The organism is Pseudomonas sp. EGD-AK9 (assembly GCF_000465935.2).
Classification (GTDB): domain Bacteria; phylum Pseudomonadota; class Gammaproteobacteria; order Pseudomonadales; family Pseudomonadaceae; genus Aquipseudomonas.
Map to the genome: position 1 here is coordinate 1 of NZ_AVOF01000404.1, position 2602 is coordinate 2602.

Sequence of the window (2602 nt, forward strand, 5' to 3'; positions counted from 1 at the left end):
GTTTGCAGGCGGCGCCAGAACGCCGGCCAGTCGCGGCCGAAATGACGCAGCGCGCCCGTCGCCTGTGGCGGCGCAGCCCGCCGCGCCCTGTCGATACCTATCTCGCTGAAGCCGTTCATCGCCTTCTCCTGCAGCCAGTGCCCATGGGAGCTCAGGATGACCCGGGGAGAAAAGCCATGACAGATTCAATAAAACCTTATTTACTCCATACAGTTTTCGCCGAATCCCGGCTGAATCGGAATTTTCGCCGGCATCTGTACCGGTCGCTGCATTCCTGAACGAGGCAACTGTCATGACCCTCTACCTCAATCTGGCCGAACTGCTCGGCGCGCGCATCGAGCAGGGCCTGTACCGTCCCGGCGACCGCCTGCCCTCGGTACGCAGCCTCAGCCAGGAGCACGGCGTCAGCCTGAGCACTGTGCAGCAGGCCTACCGCCATCTGGAGGATCAGGGCCTGGCCACGCCGCGGCCGAAGTCCGGCTACTTCGTCCCGGCCGAGCGCCAGGTGCCGGCGCTGCCGCAGGTCAGCCGGGCGGCGCAGCGGCCGGTGGAGGTGTCGCAGTGGGATCACGTGCTGGCGCTGATCAGCAGCTCGCCGCAACGCGAGCTGCTGCAGCTCGGCCGCGGCCGCCCGGATATCGGCAGCCCGACGCTCAAGCCGCTGCTGCGCATGCTGGCGCGCCAGGCACGGCGCCAGGACCCGGAGGTGCTGACCTACGGCTGCATCCGCGGCGAGCTGCGCCTGCGCGAGCAGATCGCGCGGCTGCTGCTCGATTCCGGCTGCCGCATCCCCGCCGAGGACCTGGTGATAACCACCGGCTGCCACGAGGCGCTGTCGGCGGCGATCCGTGCCATCTGCCAGCCCGGCGACATAGTCGCGGTGGACTCGCCGAGCTTCCACGGGGTGATGCAGGCGCTCAAGGGCTTCGGCATGAAGGCCCTGGAGCTGCCCACCGACCCGCTCACCGGGATCAACCTCGAGGCCCTGGAGATGGCCCTGGAGCAGTGGCCGATCAAGGCCATCCAGCTGACCCCGAACTGCAACAACCCGCTCGGCTACATCATGCCCGAGGCCAACAAGCGCGCCCTGCTGCAGTTGGCGCAGCGCCACGACGTGGCGATCATCGAGGACGACGTGTACGGCGAGCTGGCCTATGCCTACCCGCGCCCGCGCACCATCAAGTCCTACGACGAGGACGGCCGCGTGCTGCTCTGCAGTTCCTTCTCCAAGACCCTGGCGCCGGGCCTGCGGGTCGGCTGGATCGCCCCCGGGCGCTACCTGGAGCAGGTGCTGCACATGAAGTACCTGGGCACCGGCAGCACCGCCCAGCTGCCGCAGCTGGCGCTGGCCGAGTTCCTCGAGGCCGGCCACTACGAGCCGCACCTGCGGCGCATGCGCGCCCAGTACCTGCGCAGCCGCGACCTGATGGTGGACTGGGTGTGCCGCTACTTTCCGGCGGGCACCCGTGCCAGCCGGCCGCAGGGCAGCTTCATGCTGTGGGTGGAGATGCCCAGCGGCTTCGACAGCCAGCGGCTCAACCGCGCGCTGCTGCCGCACAAGATCCAGGTGGCGCCGGGCAGCATCTTTTCCGCCGCCGGCAAGTACCGCAACTGCATCCGCCTGAACTACGCCGAGCCGCCCAGCGCGGCCATCGAGGCGGCCGTGCGCCAGGTCGGCGCGACCATCGCCGAGCAGCTCGCCGAGACTCCCTGACTCAGCGCGGGGCGGCCCCCGGCATGGCCTCGTTGCCCGTTTCGACCTCGCTGAAGGCACCGCGGCGCCAGGCCAGGACGATGAACACCAGCGCGCCGAGGGCCATCAGCAGCGGCAGCGCGTGGCCGCTCAGCCACTGGCTGGCGGCGCCGGTGGACAGCGGCCCGAGCAGGCAGCCGACGCCCCACAGCAGGGCGATATGGGCATTGGCGCGCACCAGCGCATCGTCGCGGTAGCGCTGGCCGACCAGGATCAGCGACAGGGTGTAGAGGCCGCCGGCGCTGGCGCCGAAGCTGAGCAGCAGCGGCCAGATCAGCGGCGTGTGCAGCGCCGCCGGGATGCACAGGCTGGAGCCGAGCAGTATCACCCCGCAGGCGCGCATCAGCGCCTGCCGCGGCACGCGGTCGGCCAGCCAGCCGATCGGCAGCTGCAGCGCGGCGTCGCCCACCACCACGGTGCTGACCATGATCAGCGCCATCTGCTGGGCGAAGCCCTCGCGCAGCAGGTAGACCGGCAGCAGGGTCAGCACCATGGCCTCGAACGCGGCGAACAGCACCACCGCCCAGGCAATCGCCGGCAACTTGCGGCAGAACAGCCCCAGGCCCTTGCCCGAGGCGCTGTGGGCATCCACCGCCGGCGCTCCCGTGCGGCCGATCAGCAGCAGGCTGCCGGCCACCAGCAGGCTGGCGGAGACCCAGAAGCCGCGGTCGCTGGCGGTGCCCAGGGCGGTCAGCAGCAGCGGCCCGCACAGCTGGCTCAAGGCGAAGCCGGTGCCGTACAGCGCCACCAGGCGGCCGCGCAGGCGATCTTCCACCAGCTGGTTGATCCAGCTCTCGCCGAGCACGAAGACCACGGTCAGCGACACGCCGATCAGCAGGCGCAGCAGCA

At 70.2% G+C, this 2602-nt stretch carries 2 protein-coding genes; one reads left to right on the forward strand and one right to left on the reverse strand.

What is annotated here, in order from left to right; translation table 11 throughout:
• The first annotated feature begins 292 nt into the window (after positions 1-292).
• Positions 293-1714 carry a PLP-dependent aminotransferase family protein gene (locus N878_RS17325; protein ID WP_021444863.1) on the forward strand — a complete coding sequence of 474 codons (1422 nt, stop codon included), beginning with the start codon at positions 293-295 and terminating at the stop codon, positions 1712-1714.
• Between the two features lies 1 nt (position 1715).
• Here the strand turns inward: N878_RS17325 and N878_RS17330 are convergent.
• Positions 1716-2602: MFS transporter (locus N878_RS17330; RefSeq protein WP_021444864.1), on the reverse strand; the 887-nt coding region annotated here is incomplete at its 5' end.

Coding starts and splice junctions, on each gene's coding strand:
- N878_RS17325 (WP_021444863.1), top strand. CDS start 293: ATGACCCTCTACCTCAATCTGGCCGAACTGCTCGGCGCGCGCATCGAG.